Genomic DNA, 16,694 nt, shown 5'->3' with positions numbered 1-16,694 from the left:
TTGAGTTCGTTATACCACCTATTACTTACATACTAACATATGCGCTCCCCTTAACGCAGGAAATACGTCAGAGCCTACTTGAGCAAATCTCTTTTGGTCTGCAACTCCAGAGTGATATTCCGAAAGTCTCTACTGTCACCGGGCTCGCACCGCCCCCGGCTCGCTGCTGATCTCGCAGACTCCGTACTGTCTCTGTCATCGTTTTTAACTTATATGATCCAGAAAACCGCCTGTATAAGCCATTTCTGAACCTATCCATTCATTAGTATATCAAGTATTTGTGGTTTGTCAATCGCAATATGCGCAAATAATTTACTATTCTACTTCTTTATAACCACATTCTTTGTTGTGCTCCATGCCGAATAGTATGTCACTCTGCCGGACTTTCTGTACGACCTTACCCGCACATAATATCTCTTATTCTTTGCAAGTCCTTTCACTGTCTTTGTCACATTCTTTGCCCCGGCAATATTTGCTGTCTTTGCACCCTTAAAAGTCCTGGCAGTAGCATACTGTATAAGCTTGACTCCTTTTGCTGTACTTTGGGCTGTTTTTACAGAAACTGCCTTAGGGCAAATTACAAATGTTGCTGTGATCCTTCCGGCATAATTGCCCTTGAATGTGACTGTTACACCAGCTGTGCCCGAAGCTGTATTATTCTTATAGCTGACAGTATAATCTGTCTTGTTCAAGGTATTGCCATCAACATCGTATACAGTAACTCCCGGCTTTTTAGCAGTGCCATTATATGTACAGCTTGTATATGCCAGTTTGACATTTTTTATCTGAGGAATTCTCCTGCTGTCAATAATCTGTCCGCACTCTGTACACTTATCTGCCAACTTTCCATCTGCCTTGTCCGTGGTCTTGGTAACCTTTGACGAAGTGATTCTCATAATGGTTTTCTGATTGCTGTCAGCCGCATTGTAACTTGTCTTGCCTGCCGTCTTGCACGCAACAATCTTATATGTGTATACCGTTCCATTTTTAGCTGACTTATCTGTATAGCTCAGTATTGTGTTTTTGTCTATATAGGCCAGCTTGCTGTACTTTCCCTTTCCAGCCTTTCTGTATACGATATATCCACAGCTCCATTATTAAGATACATATAAAAATTTCTTACGTTTTTTATATTATAACCATGCATATACAAATACAATTTGTTTTTTATGCATATTTACTACAAAACACGTTCGCATTTATCTAATATATACAAAAATCTCATGGACTGAGAAATCAATCCTCAATCCATGAGATTTATTTTCTAATATATGTAGAGATCATAGTCTACAAGATACCACTTACCGCCAGTCTTTATAACTGTGTATATGATCTCGCCATCTGATTCGTCAGTAGATCCTTTTATCTTGACATCAAGATCCACCTCGTAGCACTTGTCAACCGTCATGTCGACATCCAGCATGTCAAATGTATCATTTACATCCTTAAGCTTATCCTCGTCATATTCCTTCTCTGATCGGTCCTCGACCTTGATACTCTTGACCTTGCCTACCTCATCTACCATGTCGCTGACCTGCTCGTTGAATGTATCCTTGACATAGTCATCACTGCCTGTATAGCTTCTTATCCTGTTATACAGCTTGTAATATTCCTTGTCCATCAGATCAACCATGGCATCGGCATCGCCTTTTTCATAGGCTGTCACCAGCTTGTCTCCGACCTTCTTGGCACTTCTCTCACCGGGACCACCCGCCAGGATCAGAACAACGACTATTATCGCGATCAGGACTGCCGCTGCGATTCCGCCTATTATTGCTATAAGCTTCTTGTTCACCTTTTTGCCCGGCTCCATAACACCCGGAGTCATGCCCGGCTGCTGGCTGTACTGTGGCTGACCATACTGTGGCTGCCCAAATCCTCCATACTGTCCACCTGTCGACTGGACATTTCCACCAAACTGCTGACCCTGACCGTACTGCGGCTGACCATACTGTGGCTGTCCAAATCCTCCATACTGTCCACCTGTCGACTGGACATTTCCACCAAACTGCTGACCCTGACCGTACTGCGGCTGACCATACTGTGGCTGTCCAAATCCTCCATACTGTCCACCTGTCGACTGGACATTTCCACCAAACTGCTGACCCTGACCGTACTGCGGCTGACCATACTGTGGCTGTCCAAATCCTCCATACTGTCCGCCCATCGGCTGTCCAAATCCACCCGGCTGCTGATTCTGCTGTGGCTGACCTGGGTTCGGCTGCCCTTGTGCACTGTTCTGCACCGAAGAAAATGCGCTCACTCCCGGAGTCGTGAGGACAGTAGTTCCCTCGTCCTCATCGTCGTCCATATCATTAAATCCATTTACGTTATTCTCGTCCATTTTTCTCTCCTTATTCTGCTCATCCCTTTTGCTGCTCTGGAACAATAATGTTCCCATAGAATCATGGTAGCATTTTATATCTGCCATGTCCAACCAAAAACATCACATTATCTCAAATTTTACACTTTATTACCTGTTTTCTTTCGCTATTATGTAATAAAAGGCGTTATGATGATGAACACACAGAATAAAAAAACAATCCGCCACGGATACAGATTGTATCCATGACGGATTCTTCTATTTCTTTTGATATTATCTCTTCTTTATTACAACCGATTTCTTTCCACTCCATGCGGAATAGTAAACCTTACCATCAATCTTCTTAAAGCTTCGTACTCTGACATAATATCTCTTGCCCTTAGTAAGTCGTTTGATGGTCTTACTTGTAACTGAACCTCCGTTTACATTGGCCGTCTTTGCAGATTTAAACGATGCATTGTCTGCATACTGTATCTGATATCCGGTGGCCTTGGCTGCCTTATTATATGTAACCTTGGCTGTTCCGGCCGATGCACTTGTGAATTTCTTCAGCTTCACGGCAGGTACATAACTTCCTGTCTTCTCGCCGCCAAATGCCGAATTGTATGTCACATCGCCAAATGTCTTATAAGTTCTTATCTTATATGTATACTTTACACCCACATTTTTAGCTGTGACGTCCACGAACGATGTTGTATCCGGATTCTGAACAACACCTGCTATCGTATATGCTTTTCCATTTACTCCTCTGTAAACAACATATCCCGATGCCGCTTTATACTTCTTCCAGCTCAACTTTATTCCATTTGCTGTGTTGTCAACGGACTCAACTTTTCTCACACCCATCTTGATGTCAAATGTGAGTGTCTTCTCCCCTTCATAGTCACCCTTGAATTTGATGACAACTTTGGCCTTGCCGATATTCTTGTTATTTGAATATGAAACGCTGTAATTTCCTGCGGCAACCTTTCTGCCCTTTGAGTCTTTGACCTCTACCGCAGGCTTCTTAGCTGTACCATCATACTCAACAGCGCTGTATGCAAGCCTGATACTCTTTATCCTGTATATACTCTGAGTTTCCTTGCTGGCTGACTTGCAGTTTTTGCACACATGCACCTTATATCCGTCACGGGTCTGTGATGCCTTTTTCTTAACCGTCCACACCGTCTGATAATCGTGAGGAACTGTGGTCTCATCGTCTATGATAGTATCCTTTTCTCCGCAGTTATTGTCACACTTTGCCGTCTTGGTTCCCTTCTGCGAACATGTGGCATTTCCATCTGACTCATACTTTGTGAAGCTGTGTCCTGTAGCAGGGATCACCTCGGTCTCATATATATCCTCATCCTCAATGTACCTTGTCTTCTCTCCGTTCTCAGTACATGTCGGAGTCTTGGTTATGATCCATCCCTCGTCATCTCCAGCCCCAAACTTCTGGGTCTTTGACTCAGCATATATCCACTCTGATGAACCCGTATTCTTATATCTGAGATCCAGGGTCACATCTGTGTATGTGTCATTTTCCACAACAGACATGATTCCCTGAATGGTATTTCCATATGCATCTGTCCATCTTCCGCTGACAAATGGTGTCTTCTGACTCTCATTATTTGCATATGTTATCTCTATATCTCCGGTTACACTGTATCCGTCCTCCGTCTTCTTCACCTTGCATCCTGATATGCTCACAGCGGAGATATCATACTCGTTCTCTACCTCTGCCTCCACCTTCTCAGGAGTGATCGTCACGCTTCCTGTCTGCTGCGACGCAAGGCTGATCCTGAATGTATAACTGCGGTTCGCCTCAAATGTCCTATCTATAATGAGTTGTCCGCCGTTCCGTGAGTATGTCTTTTCCAGAACTCCATCAGCATAGATTCTGGTGTATACTGTATTATCTCCGCAGTCCACCGTAAATCTGTACTCTCCGGTCTCCGTTGGGATAAATTCATACTCGATGCCCTCTCCGTCATAGCTTATATCCGCTGTTGTCTTCTGACCCGGTGTTATTTTTCCATTACCTGTCACATACGAATCGTGATATGTAAATGTTATCTGATCATCTTTCTCTCTCGCATAGAGTGCTATAATATAGCTTCCCTTTTTCAGAGAGAAAGCATCTCCACTGCTATATGTATCTGAAAAGCTGCCATCATCCTCAATGGTATATATACCCTTAAGCTCAAAGCCCTGTCTCTGAAGGGATACCACTCCATCTGACGCAATATCAAATCTGTACAGCTTTACATCCCCAGTGTTCTCAACACCTGAAAGCACCACAGGCTCATCTGATATCAGGTACTCCAGCTCATCCACATTCAGATCTACGACGTCAAATGATGCTCCCTGAACTTCACAATCGTCAGCCATTCCCCATATGGAAGGTATTATCTCATATAATCCGGTCTGTTCTGTTATCGTGTCGATGCTTAAATAGCTGCTCACCCTGCCGTTTTTCTTGATCGTAAAGCTTATATCATCGTCATCCGCGCCAAATGTTCTGGTACTTCCATCAGAATATGTGACAACGGTTTTTATGCTGCCCTTGATCTCATCAAATTTCCTCAGATATTCAGTCTTAGAAACGGTTGTGCTTACACTTACAGCCTTGACGATCTCCTTCATTGTCACGCCGCATTTATTTACATTTTTTCCCGGATACACACATACATACAGATCCCCGCCTGCTGTGTCAAATCCCGCACTGCCAAATCCATCAGATGAATAAGCCACGTTGTTAGTCGTTATCTCTGTTCCATTTGCATCTAAAATCCTGATGCCATCGATCTTCTCATCAGCGGATACCACATACGAACCCGCCTGGGCACTTACCTTATATACATACACATATCTGTCGCCGGAAATATCCAGCGTCTTTGAGCCGTCCCATGTTCCAAGGCTCATGCTCTGTGCAGTCTTCACTGCAAATGGTATATCAACCGTATCCATGCCATCCGCACCAGCGATTGCAAGTTCAACCATGTATCTGCCAGTATCAACCCTGCTGCCAAAGCCTGCGATCTCGACATACTTTCCAGTTTTCTCGTTATATCTGTACCATGTACTCGTGATCAGCTCATTATCCTCGCTGTCACCGACACTGGCCTCTTTTACACTGCCATCATCATATACAAACTGGAGAGTCTCTCTATCCAGAAGGTTTTTGATACCTGATAATTTCATATCTGGAAGGAATTCATAGGTTCTGTTATCTCTCAGCTTCCATGAACTGATCTTTGAATTTGACAAAGTTTCTCCCCTTGTCACATTCATGCTCCAACTGGTCTGCGTATCTCCCCACTTGTCCTCTACTCCGCCATCGAGACAGATATAGTATGTATTGCCGCTCTCAAGTGCAGCCTCGCCATCCGATACACTAAGTTTCTTCAGATCATACATTGTCTCATCGTCAGCGTCGATCTTGCTGTAAATCTCCATACCGCCCACTGGGGCAAATGTATACCTGGCAGATATCGAAGGCTTAAACGTATAGTATGCACTGCCATTCTCCGACAGACTTACCTGATTAGAGCCCTCCGCAAGACTTCCGGCAGCAACATCCTCTATATCCTTTATCTCTATGTCATATGCATAAGAGTCCTCACTATACAGTGTGTATATCCTAATCTGTGCCTCTCCGACAGGGCGCTCATTTTCCGTATCTGTGACTATCTCTGCAAATACCTCATCTCCTCTGGAGGTTTCCACACTGTCCGAATCGTCAAACACCAGCTCCTCTGTTTTTCCGTCAGCATACGAGATCTTTACTCTGGTTCCATCTACATAACTGCTGATATCCTTATCGTAGCTGCCCATTCTGATGAAATCTGTGTTCTCGGGAACAGCAATCATATCTGTCACTTTCGGAATAAAGCTCAGTCTCACATTTGTCTTGGATGTAGATAACTCATTATACAAGCCTACGTAATAGGTGCTGCCTCCGGTAAGTTTTCCTGTAACCTCTACCGGGCCCTCATCACCGGACTCATATACACAATAAGGACTGTCGCTTTCTATTACCACACTTCCGTCAAATGGCATGACAAAACTGTAATAGGCCTTGTCATACTCATCCGTTCCGACACTCACATTGTTGTCACCTTCGAAGAGCTGTCCTGCGCTCAGCTTGTCTATGGACACTACCTTAAGCACTGCCGTGCCGAGCAGCTCCTGATCTTCCTCAGCCGCATCATATCCCACAGCTACTTTGTACTCGCCCTCTGAAAGAGTTACACCTTTTTCATATTCGTACTCTTTCCAGTTATCATCAGATGACGAATAATATACTGTATATCTGTTTCCATTACTGTATCCACTTCCACCGGTCAGATCTATGCTTTCCGTGGACTTATCATTATACTTTATTGTACTGCTCGCACCATTCATGAAGCTTATCGGCGTTCCGGCTGCCCATTCGCTCTTTGCCAGCTTCAATGTCACCCCTGAAGGTGCCACATACTTCTTCGCCTTGAGCCTGACCTCATTCAATGTTTCATTGTCATCATCCGTTGTTCCTGAAAGTCTGACATAATAGGTCTTTCCCTTGACAAATGAATACCTGTCATTATCGGTCTCAACCACCGCCATGTCCGAATCATATACATCTATAAATGCAGTTGATGATTTATCTACCTCAAACACAAAGTCAGCAGTTGCAGATGGTATAAATCTGTAATACTCGTAACCGTCCACCCTGGTATCATATGCGTAGGTATCCGTCTCACTGATATTCCTTTTTCCTACAAAATATTCAGCAGGAGTCTGCACCTTTGCAGTGTACGAATCATATATCTTGGTCGACTGGTCCGGCTCACTATCCATTTTGTCTGTAAGCTGAACGGTATATGTACCGGCCGGAAGCTTTTCCGCATCCGCATACGATACCATATCCCCTGCATCGCCCTCATAATAATAATTTCCCTTGGAATCCTTCACCCACAGACTGTATGTAACTCCATCTATCTTACAGTCTGAGCCGCTGATACCTGAACTGCGCACCTTTCCACCGGAATAGGTTACCGTTGCGTACGCCGATGTTATGGAGTCTGGTGTTCCCTCCAGTATCGTTGTATTATCCGGCACCATTTTTATTGCCGCCACATCCGGAAGCTTTCTCACGCTTATATTTGCACTTTCGGAAACTGTATAAGAACGGGCATACTTAGACCCAAGAATGTATTTCTCCCCCGCAATGCACTTGTATACCAGCCTGCAGCATCCACTGCCATCCTTTTTACCTGTAGCAAGGCGCTTACTCTTACTGTTATACAAGGTCTCCTGAAGCATCAGCCGTGACTGGCTTCCCTGCAATATTATCTCATAATATCCTGTCTCATCCGTGACAAATGATATTTTACTCTCCTTGCCATTAACTATGTTCACAACCCCATAGTCACCCTCAAGCTCTGAAATATCCTCTGTAGCTGCTGATATCTCAGCTTCATTCATCTGTACGGCATACGCTGTCATATTTGACAGTAAAGTCTGTGCCTGTGCAGTCGTCATCGGTATATGAATGCACGACGACACCATGGCTACAGTTACAGCCGCAGCCATTATCCCCTTCAATTTCATATGTAACCTCCCTTTTTCTCCCATACATATTCAGCACATTTATGCCGAATATATAAGCACAAAAAATTACAGCCTCATATTATCATGAAGCTGTAATTTAATACAATATAATTAATATTTATGTATAAATAACACAATATCACTTATGCAATTTTACTTTCTAACCAGATGGATCTGGTAAGCATTGTACTCGCCGAACTTGAGTGGTACAGGAAGTCCTATCTGTTCAAGTCCCTGTCCGCTGTACTCTGCGCCGGTCTCCTCGTCAACATATGTGGCATCCACATCAAGTCCCTTTACTCTGACAAAAGGTACAGGGGCATTGCAGAAGCTCTCCACCGTCACGATATTGACAAGGGTCTCTGACTTATCCCTTGCCACAAATGACCATGCAGCTACACCTTTGCTCTTATCCGCATCCGTCAGTCTGTAGTAAAGTCCATTATGAAGAAGATCCCAGTACTTCTTGTAGTTCTCTACCTGAGTCTTTACCTCCTCCTTCTCCTCATCGCTGACCTTGTTCAGATCAAGCTCGTAGCCAAAGCTTCCTGCCATGGCAACAACGGCTCTTGTATTGAATGGAGTTGTCCTGCCTGTCTGATGATTTGGAACCGCTGATACGTGTGAACCAACCACCGATATAGGATAGCCAAATGAAGTTCCATACTGTATGTCAAGTCTGCAGATGGCATCTGTATCATCACTGCACCAGATCTGTGGTGTGTAATACATCATTCCGGCATCAAATCTTCCGCCGCCGCCGCTGCAGCCCTCGATGAACATCTTTGGATATCTCGCCTGAAGCCTCTCCATAAAGTCATATACACCGAGTACATACTTGTAGAGGATAGTTCCATTGTTCTGGATTCCTTCGGTCATGGAGTATACGTTCAGTATACTTCTGTTCATATCCATCTTTATGTAATCAACATCTATCTTGTCCAGCACTGCTGTCATCTGGTCAAATATGCAGTTTACGACCTCTTTTCTTGAGAAGTCCAGATTGAGCTGGCTTCTTCCCATGACAGGCTTTCTTCCAGGGATCACAAATGCATAATCCGGATGCTCCTTGAAAAGCTCGCTCTTCTCGGATACCATCTCAGGCTCGATCCAGATACCGAACTTCATGCCGAGATCCTTAACCCTCTTGACAACATCAGCCATAGGGCCGCCCATCTTATCCTCATTTACAAACCAGTCGCCGAGACCTGACTTGTCATCATTTCTCACACCGAACCAGCCGTCATCCAGAACCAGCATCTCAACGCCGAGCTCTGAAGCCTGTTTTGCTATGTTTACAATATCATCGCCATTGAAATCGAAGTATACTGCCTCCCAACTGTTGATGAGAATAGGTCTCCTCTTTGTCTTGTACTCGCCGCGGCAGATATTGTATCTCACAACGTCATGCATCTTATGTGACATGTCAGCAAATCCATCAGGTGAATAAACCATAACTACCTCAGGTGCCACAAACTCGCTCTCAGGATAGAGCACATACTCAAACATCTCATCCTGAACACCCATATTGAGTCTCACCTGATCTGTCTGATCCTTCTCAACCTCACAGTTGAAGCTTCCGCTATAGAGAAATGAGATTCCGTAGCAGTCGCCCGCATCTTCATTTGCATCCTTGCCTGCTATAACCACAAATGGGCTGTGCTGATGGCTTGATGTACCCCTTGTGCTTCCGATCTTCTTCACACCATGATTTATAGCTTCTCTCTCATACATGCGCTCCATAGCATGTCTTCCGTGGAAGTGGATGAGATCATAATCACCTGTCACAAAATCCAGGCTCACACTTGATGCCTTTGCCACAAATATATCCGCATCGCTTATATTTCTGACTATAGCTGATCTTGTGATCAGATCCTTATCCTCTATAATTCCATACAAAAGATCAACCTCCACTCCCACCTGAGGATCCTGAAGAACGATCTTAAGGGTCTCACCCTTCTCGCCGTCATTTGTGTAAGCAGCAGGAAGTCCCTTGAGACTATACTTACTGTCCATCACCTCATATGAAACATATCTGAGATCACATCCATGTATTCCCTCTATGTCCTTTATGTTGAATGCCGGAGTCCTGAAATCTCCGTTGCCGTAGCAGCTATATTCCAGTGGAATGTTGTCCAGAGAGAATTCTCTGTGCTCCTGTGCTTCATAAGGATTGCCTGAGAATCCTCTATCGTAATGAGTTATGACATATGACATATCCCCGTCCATTTTCTTGCCATAATACAGATGAGCCAGATACCCATAGTCAATCACCTTCATCTGATATGTAGTATTTTTGGTGTTCAATGTGAAAAGCTTTTTCTCTTCATTTATCAATATTGCCATGCCCAAGTCCTCCTTTTCGTGATCTCCAGTTTCTCTACAGCCAAATTTCATTTGACTGGTCTTTCCTCATAATTTATCTACAACCGGCTCCGCCGGATTGTATTCCAAGTTCCACCATGTAGTCCACAAATTTCTCCACATATCCATAATCCGCCGCATATGCTGACAATCCAATATATGCCTTGCCATCTGTGTACTCAGTAAGTCCTGCCGCCTTGTATCCTTCAGATACATCTATTCCGACAGGTATCTTCTTCCCCTCTTCATCCTCGTAATAAATTATCCTATCCTTATACTTATCATATATATCGCCGACCTTCTCATCCGACAGGTCTGCAAGTCTGCCGCTCTTCGCCAGACCTATGAGATTGTCATACTGGCACAAGACTGCCTGAGCAGTGTCCGCCTCAAGGTATGCCAGCACCTTCATATAGTAACTGTTCTTATAATCTGAGTTATTTGCCAGATTAAAAAATGCATTGTTGTCAAATGTAACCCTTCCCGGGAGATTTTCTTCCCCTACATACGACACAAATCCCTGTGTCAGCCTGCAGTCCTCTGAAACATCATCGTAGTTGTTCACAAGGACGACATCCAGTATCGGCTTGTCCTCCCTCGTTGCAAACACAACAGTGAAATACACTACAAGTCCCACGAGAACGACCGCACCGATTATCCAAAGCTTGTAATAATCCCAGATATATCCTATTTTTTTGCGTGTGGAGTCCATCTCTTTGATCTTCTGTTTTTCTTCTTCCGTGATTATCGGCTTTTTCATAGACGTCCTCCTTTTGTTTCGCACTTACGATATACTTTGGAGTGGACGCATGAGAGGCGCTCCGCGCGGCGTCCACGGCATCGTAAATACTTCGTATTTACGATATATTTTGGAACAGACGCATGAGAGGCGCTTCGCGCGGCGTCTGCAGCATCGTAAATACTTCGTATTTACGATATATTTCACAAGGGTGGCGTCATTAAGTGACGTCACCCTGTGAACATATATAATATCTTCTTTAACTTTCTTTAGAGCTTTCCACCTGATGTTGCAATACCTTCTACGAACTGCTTCTGGAATATCAGGTATATAACGATCATTGGTATACATGATATAAGAGATGCAGCCATCAGCTGTGGATAATTGGACTGATACTGTCCCTGCATTGTTGCAAGAGCTGCTGAGAGCGGCATCTTGTTTGCACTGCTGTTTACAACCAGTGGCCACATCAGATCCTTGAATGCGAACACTGCTGTGAATATACCGAGGGCAACCATCGATGATCTTGCAAGCGGAGCCATGACGAACACGAATGTCTTTGGAATGTTACATCCGTCAAGTCTCGCTGCCTCCTCGAGATCTCCAGGAAGTCCCATGTAAGCCTGCTTGAGCAGGAAAGTACCGAACGCTGTTACAATTCCCGGGAATACCAGAGCAAACATTGTATTTGTCATGCCCATCTTACTGATCATCAGGAACTGTGGGATGATGAATATCTGTGAAGGAATCATCATCTGGAAAAGTATCAGAGAAAACATAAAGTCTCTGCCCTTGAACTTAAGTCTTGCAAATGCATATCCTGCGAGTGTTGCTGTGAGACATGCACATACAACTCTGAAGAATATGAGCAGTAATGTGTTCTTGTAAAGGACAAGGAAGTTCATGTTATTCCAAACAGTTGTGAACGCGTCTGTACGCCACTGTGATGGGAATATTACGAATGGACTTACCGAAGTTGCCTCTGTTACTGTCTTAAATGCTGTGAGTGTCATCCATACAAATGGCACTATCATAATAATTGAGAATATGATCAGAATGAGGTGAATCAATAATCTCTGCATTCTTCTCTTAAACTGTACGCCTCTTGTCATATCGATTCCCCCTTCCTAGTTATAATGAACCCACTTCTTCTGACCTATCATCTGGAATACTGTGAGTACCATGATGACTGCGAGAAGAAGAACTACTATTGCTGATCCATAACCCTTGTTACCATTCTGGAACGAATACTGGTAGAACAGATATACGATGGACTCTGTCTTCTTGAGGGCCGGATTGGAAATATCCATTACCATGTATACAAGGTCGAATACCTGAAGTGCTCCGATTACTCTTGTTACGAGTACGAAGAATACTGTAGGTGAGAGAAGTGGAAGAGTAATCTTGAAGAATGCTCTTACTCCTGATGCTCCGTCAATATCCGCTGCCTCGTAGTAATCCTTAGGTATCTCCTGAAGTCCTGCAAGGAACAGAACCATGTTGTAACCAATGATCGACCATACACCGATGATTGCAACTGAGATCCATGCGATCTTTGGATTGGATATCCACTCGATCTTTGTACCGAGGATGTGGTTTAACAGACCGAACTGTGAATTGTATAACCATCTCCATACCATGGCTACAGCTGCAGGTGCAACTACCATTGGCAGGAAGAATATTGCTCTGTATATTGTTCTTCCGTGCATCTTGCGATTCAGGAATACCGCAAGTATAAGTGCGATGGCGATTGAGAATGGAACCTCAATGATCGCATACTTGAATGTATTGAGAAGTGACTGCCATACCTCAGGGTCAGCAAACATCTTCTTGTAATTTGCAAATCCTGCAAATGATGAATCTCCGAATGAACCGACCTTGCAGAATGACTGATATATTGTCTGTACTATAGGCCATAAGTTAAGTACGATGATTCCTATCATTGTTGGGAGGATGAATGCCCAGCCCCATTTGCGCTGGTTTCTTTCCCATGTTGTTGACTTCTTTTTCTTGAACTCTTTATCTTCTGCTGCTGCAGGCTTAACTGTCTGTGTCTCTGTAGCCTGAATTATCTCAGCCGCTTTTTCTTCAACTTTCTTGTTGTTATCTGACATAAAATCCCTCCTCTTATTCATTTATATTGTAATTAACACCCCACCTGTTTCTGGTAAGCAATGGGCAGGACCTCCATCCTACCCACTGTTATGTTATCTTATAAATGCTCTGTAGGATTACTTGTCTTCCTCTGCGATGTACTCGTTCATCTGTGTTGCGAAGTCCTTACATGACTGCTCCATCTTTGATGTGTCTGCCCATGCATCTGCGAAGAATGTCTGTGCTGCCTGTGACCATACTGTTGAATTGTATGTGTAAGGTCTGAGTATAAGCTCATTTGTTACGCCTGGAACTGTTGACTCCTTTGTGATATCAAGGTAAGCGTTGAGGTTGAACTTGTCTGTGCAGTTAACCCACTTATCTGATGTGTTATTGTAAGCTGACATTGTTACACCAAGCTCAGCCTGCTTCTCCTGCATCTCCTTTGAACCTAACCACTCGATAAGCTTCCAACAGTCATCTGGTCTCTTTGTGTCTGCTGATGCAGCCCATCCAAGTCCGTTACAGATAGAAGTTCTCATACCTGTTGTCTTGTCGTATGGAAGAATTGCTACGTCACAGTTCTCAACGAGATACTCGTTGTCAAGGAATCCTGCTGTCATCCATGAACCCTGTGTGATCATTGCTACTGTACCTGACTGGAACATAACGTCTGTACCTGTCTCTGACATTGTTGTTGCCGGTGGGCAGCAATCCTTGAGGAGCTTTCCTACATAATCCATAGCCTTGATAGTGTTGGCATCGTCATATCCTGACTTTGTGTGATCGTCATTTACGATGTAACCGCCCATTGAGTAAACCATGTTGTAGTATGTGTCCTGATCGTTTGATGTGTTCATACAGAAACCGTACTGATCGCCATTAGTAAGCTTCTTAGCTGCATCATAGAGGTCATCCCATGTCCATGTCTCATCTGGATAAGAAAGTCCTGCATCATCAAACATCTTCTTGTTGTACCAGAGAGCGATTGTATCGTAATCCTTTGGTACTGCGTAATATGAGCCATCATATGTGTAGAGCTCTGTGATCTCTGACATGTAGTTGCTCATATCAACCTTATCGCTCTTCTCAATGTAGTCATCGAGCTTTAAGAGCTTGTTGTTCTTCATGTACATCTGTGAGTTGTTGGAGTGCATCCAGAATACATCCGGCATATCTCCACCTGATGCTCCAGCCTCAAGAAGTGTCCAGTATGAATCCCACTCCTTAACCTGTACATCAACCTTGATTCCTGTCTCTTCTGTGAAGAGATCACATATCTGCTGCAGACCCTTCTGCTGGTTGTTATCCCAGATAACTACCTCAAGTGCATCCTTGCTGCTACCCTTGCTTCCATCACCGCCACCACATGCGCACAGTGAAAATGCTGTTGCTGCTGCAAGCCCTACTGCTACTGCTTTCTTCATTGTTCTTCTCATAAAACCTTCCTCCTTTTTACATCACCGGCAGGATTTACGACACCCACATTCTCTTTCATACCCTGAATTCTGCGTCCTGTTCTGCCGGTTCGCCTTACGTCGTTCTGTGTGCTTTCTATGATTGAATTATAAAATTTTGGTGAACATTTTCACATGGAAAAATGTCAAAATATCATGGGTTTTTGTCATAAATGTATATTTTTAAGTAGTTAAGTTCGCTGTTTTTGTGCTATTTTATGGTAAATTGTAGAATACATATGGTAAATTGTAAAATTCGCTATATATTGGCATACCTTTTTGTGCTATAGTTAAACAAACGATATTATCACTTTTTACATCAGGAGGAATTTTATGAACATTTTCAGCAGTGACGGCTGGTTTTCCAGATTTTTTGGAACGCTCGGCGATATTATAATAGTGAACATTCTATTTATATTGTGTAGTATTCCCATAGTCACCATGGGAGCTTCCATGAGCGCAATGTATTTCACTCTGTTAAAGAAGCAGAGGACAGGCGAAAATGGAGGTGTAGTGAAATTATTCTTCAAAGGCTTCAAGGATAATTTCAAACAGTCAACGATTTCATGGCTGCTATTTCTTCTTATATCATTTATATTCACTCTGGATTTCAACCTTTTTGGCAAGGGTGGTCCACAGGAGAACAAGCTCATGTACTACACCAGTGTCGTGCTTATGATATTGACATGCTTCATCGCAATTTACCTGTTCCCTGTCATAAGTGCCTTTAAGAACACATTGAAGAACCTTCTCTTGCAGTCCATTTACCTGGCAGCCAAGAACTTCATATTTACAATAGTGATCATGGTTCTCTACACTCTGCCTGCATATGTTCTGCTATCCAGCACTCAGGTATTCATGGTAGGTATATTCGTGTTCATAGTATGTGGCTTTGGCCTTATAGCATATGTATCATCATTCATGTTTTTGAAGGCATTCACCCCATATCTGGATGAGGTCACAAAGAAGTACACGGACGACGATCCTGCTTCATGGATGCACAGCGATGACCAGCCATCTGAATCAGATGAGGATAATCCTGAATCTACAAAGGTGACCAAGAAGCTTATCGTTGACAATTCATATCATGGCAGACAGTAGTTTTTACCGTATATCGTAAATACAGCAAAGGCGGATGTGCGACAAATCGCACACCCGCCTTTTGCTTAATTCAAATTTTTTAATTCAATTATATCTTACAGCTTCGAAGCCTCATGTCCAAACTTGGCATCATTCGTCTCAAGCTCAACCTCAAGATTCCTGAATGACTTAGGACTCATTCCAAACTTCTGCTTGAATGCTTTGGAGAAAGAAAGAGAATCCTCATAACCACACTGATATGCGATTATATTGATCTGCTCCTTTGAAGATCTAAGCAGACTTGCAGCTTTCTCCAATCGGAAATTAATCAGATATTCCTGTGGTGATACACCCATCTCCTTCTTGAAGCTTCCTGTCAGATGACTTCTGCTTATTCCTATGAAATCAGCAATATCATCTATCTTGATCTTGTTCATATACTTCTCAGTGATGAAATCAACTGCCGCCTTGACGTATATCTTGCTTGGATACTCTACATTGTCATTCTCCTGCTGATCAGATGTATTATCCTCCATAATAGTAGCAAACAACATCATAAGCGCACTCTGTCTCTTCACCTCGTTTATACGTGTGATCTGGGAATATTCGAGCATCTTGTTGATACATTCTGTACATATGTCCATCTGCTCGATCTTTATGATAGGCGAATCTTTCTTATAGCCCATAGATTCTATAAAATCTTCAGCTCTGTAGCCATGAAATCCAACCCACATGTAACTCCATGGATCATCATCGTCAGCCCTGTAAGTAGTCTCCTCACCAGGTCTGATGATAAACGCCTGTCCAGGTCCCAGTTCATAAGTCTTCCCCGCAATTGTAAATGTACCCTTGCCCTTCTTTACCATATGGATAACATATGATTCTCTGACGTATGGACCAAACTTCCAGCCTTTTATACAATCCTCTCTGCCACAATAGTCCAGACTGATTGCGGTACCCCACATATAGGAGTTCGACAACTGTAGATCTTCCAGACAAGCAAAACCAACACTGTCAGTTAAACCAACCTTTCTTACCATAACCCGTCCTTTCCTTTACTATA

Annotated in this window: 10 protein-coding genes; 1 reads left to right on the top strand and 9 read right to left on the bottom strand. The window is 43.4% G+C overall.

Annotated elements, in window-relative coordinates; translation table 11 throughout:
* Positions 1 to 320: 320 nt before the first annotated feature.
* From DWX57_RS06880 to DWX57_RS06845, 8 genes are all read right to left on the bottom strand, one after another.
* The gene (locus tag DWX57_RS06880; protein ID WP_120123306.1) at positions 321 to 896 is read right to left on the bottom strand and encodes a hypothetical protein; all 576 of its coding nucleotides are present in this window, start codon (positions 894 to 896) and stop codon (positions 321 to 323) included.
* 368 nt (positions 897 to 1,264) lie between these two features.
* A complete protein-coding gene (locus tag DWX57_RS14230) occupies positions 1,265 to 2,344 on the bottom strand; it encodes a hypothetical protein (protein ID WP_207666510.1) in 1,080 nt (359 codons plus the stop codon).
* Between the two features lie 252 nt (positions 2,345 to 2,596).
* Positions 2,597 to 7,897: a hypothetical protein gene (locus tag DWX57_RS06870; RefSeq protein WP_120123305.1), complete on the bottom strand. Its 5,301-nt coding sequence runs from the start codon at positions 7,895 to 7,897 to the stop codon at positions 2,597 to 2,599.
* 153 nt (positions 7,898 to 8,050) lie between these two features.
* Positions 8,051 to 10,243 carry an alpha-galactosidase gene (locus DWX57_RS06865; RefSeq protein WP_120123303.1) on the bottom strand — a complete coding sequence of 731 codons (2,193 nt, stop codon included), beginning with the start codon at positions 10,241 to 10,243 and terminating at the stop codon, positions 8,051 to 8,053.
* Positions 10,244 to 10,316: 73 nt separating this feature from the next.
* The gene (locus tag DWX57_RS06860) at positions 10,317 to 11,021 is read right to left on the bottom strand and encodes a hypothetical protein (RefSeq protein WP_055272033.1); all 705 of its coding nucleotides are present in this window, start codon (positions 11,019 to 11,021) and stop codon (positions 10,317 to 10,319) included.
* Positions 11,022 to 11,269: 248 nt separating this feature from the next.
* Positions 11,270 to 12,112, bottom strand: a complete 843-nt coding sequence (locus DWX57_RS06855) for a carbohydrate ABC transporter permease (protein WP_004852646.1) — start codon at positions 12,110 to 12,112, stop codon at positions 11,270 to 11,272.
* Positions 12,113 to 12,127: 15 nt separating this feature from the next.
* Positions 12,128 to 13,114, bottom strand: coding sequence for a carbohydrate ABC transporter permease (locus DWX57_RS06850; RefSeq protein WP_015534456.1), 987 nt, complete (start codon positions 13,112 to 13,114; stop codon positions 12,128 to 12,130).
* 117 nt (positions 13,115 to 13,231) lie between these two features.
* On the bottom strand, positions 13,232 to 14,533 hold the full coding sequence (locus DWX57_RS06845; protein WP_242992644.1) for an ABC transporter substrate-binding protein: 1,302 nt from the start codon (positions 14,531 to 14,533) through the stop codon (positions 13,232 to 13,234).
* A 351-nt stretch (positions 14,534 to 14,884) separates the two neighbouring features.
* Here DWX57_RS06845 and DWX57_RS06840 point away from each other — a divergent pair, with 351 nt between their 5' ends.
* Entirely contained in the window at positions 14,885 to 15,652 is a 768-nt protein-coding gene (locus tag DWX57_RS06840; protein WP_120123301.1) for a YesL family protein, read from the top strand.
* Between the two features lie 95 nt (positions 15,653 to 15,747).
* On the opposite strand, the gene DWX57_RS06835 is transcribed toward DWX57_RS06840, so the two are convergent.
* A complete protein-coding gene (locus DWX57_RS06835; protein WP_117549961.1) occupies positions 15,748 to 16,671 on the bottom strand; it encodes an AraC family transcriptional regulator in 924 nt (307 codons plus the stop codon).
* Positions 16,672 to 16,694: the final 23 nt, after the last annotated feature.

The sequence above is a fragment of the Coprococcus sp. AF19-8AC genome, assembly GCF_003603115.1.
In the GTDB taxonomy this organism is placed as follows: Bacteria; Bacillota; Clostridia; order Lachnospirales; family Lachnospiraceae; genus Coprococcus; species Coprococcus aceti.
Note: the sequence above shows the minus strand (reverse complement) of the source record. Positions and strands in the feature narration are given on the sequence as shown.

Bases quoted from the DNA above. Each gene is read 5' to 3' on its own strand.
- DWX57_RS06850 (WP_015534456.1), bottom strand. From the start codon at position 13,114: ATGTCAGATAACAACAAGAAAGTTGAAGAAAAAGCGGCTGAGATAATT.
- DWX57_RS06845 (WP_242992644.1), bottom strand. From the start codon at position 14,533: ATGAGAAGAACAATGAAGAAAGCAGTAGCAGTAGGGCTTGCAGCAGCA.
- DWX57_RS06865 (WP_120123303.1), bottom strand. From the start codon at position 10,243: ATGGCAATATTGATAAATGAAGAGAAAAAGCTTTTCACATTGAACACC.
- DWX57_RS06860 (WP_055272033.1), bottom strand. From the start codon at position 11,021: ATGAAAAAGCCGATAATCACGGAAGAAGAAAAACAGAAGATCAAAGAG.
- DWX57_RS06840 (WP_120123301.1), top strand. From the start codon at position 14,885: ATGAACATTTTCAGCAGTGACGGCTGGTTTTCCAGATTTTTTGGAACG.
- DWX57_RS06855 (WP_004852646.1), bottom strand. From the start codon at position 12,112: ATGACAAGAGGCGTACAGTTTAAGAGAAGAATGCAGAGATTATTGATT.
- DWX57_RS06835 (WP_117549961.1), bottom strand. From the start codon at position 16,671: ATGGTAAGAAAGGTTGGTTTAACTGACAGTGTTGGTTTTGCTTGTCTG.
- DWX57_RS06870 (WP_120123305.1), bottom strand. From the start codon at position 7,897: ATGAAATTGAAGGGGATAATGGCTGCGGCTGTAACTGTAGCCATGGTG.
- DWX57_RS06880 (WP_120123306.1), bottom strand. From the start codon at position 896: ATGAGAATCACTTCGTCAAAGGTTACCAAGACCACGGACAAGGCAGAT.
- DWX57_RS14230 (WP_207666510.1), bottom strand. From the start codon at position 2,344: ATGGACGAGAATAACGTAAATGGATTTAATGATATGGACGACGATGAG.